The organism is Pseudooceanicola marinus (assembly GCF_020177265.1).
GTDB lineage: Bacteria > Pseudomonadota > Alphaproteobacteria > Rhodobacterales > Rhodobacteraceae > Pseudooceanicola > Pseudooceanicola marinus_A.
The window spans coordinates 1-700 of record NZ_JAIVMC010000026.1 but is presented as its reverse complement, the minus strand read 5'-3'; the positions used below and the strand labels follow the sequence as shown (position 1 = coordinate 700).

At 58.4% G+C, this 700-nt stretch carries 1 pseudogene; it reads right to left on the bottom strand.

Annotated features, from left to right (window positions below):
• A pseudogene (locus LC066_RS21380) lies at positions 1-634 on the bottom strand (IS5 family transposase); the annotation flags it as partial.
• Between the last annotated feature and the right edge of the window lie 66 nt (positions 635-700).

Sequence of the window (700 nt, the reverse complement as noted above, 5' to 3'; positions counted from 1 at the left end):
TTGCGGCGTTTGTAGCGGCGCTTGTCGTATTTGACCGCATTGTTCCGCTGTTTCCGGCCAGGGATGCAGGCGCGTATCCCTTTGTCTTTCAACGCTTCCCTGAACCAGTCGGCGTCATATCCGCGGTCTCCGAGTAGCCAGTCGACATCCGGCAGACTGCTGAGCAGTGCCCGTGCGCCGATGTAATCACTGACCTGACCGGCGGTGACGAAGAGGCTGATAGGTCGGCCCTGGCTGTCGCAGATGGCGTGCAGTTTTGTGTTCATGCCGCCCTTGGTGCGACCAATCAGGCGTCCACGCCCCCCTTTTTAACGCCCAAACTGGTCGCAGTGCGGTGTGCCTTCAGGTAGGTGGCGTCGATCATCACAGTCTTTTCTTCACCGTGCTCGGCAGCCAGACCGGCCATCATCAGCGCGAAGATACCCTTGTCGCTCCACCGCTTCCAACGGTTGTACAGTGTCTTATGCGGCCCATAGGCAGCGGGGGCATCGCGCCACCGCAAGCCATTGCGATTGATGAAGATAATGCCGCTCAACACACGCCGATCATCAACGCGTGGCTTACCATGAGACTTCGGAAAGTAGGGCTCAAGACGCGCCATCTGCGCGTCGGTCAGCCAGAAAAGATCAGACATGTCACCGCTCGTTTTTCGAGCCGTGAATCACGCCAACCTGCGGAAAACAATGGGTCCTGACCCTAG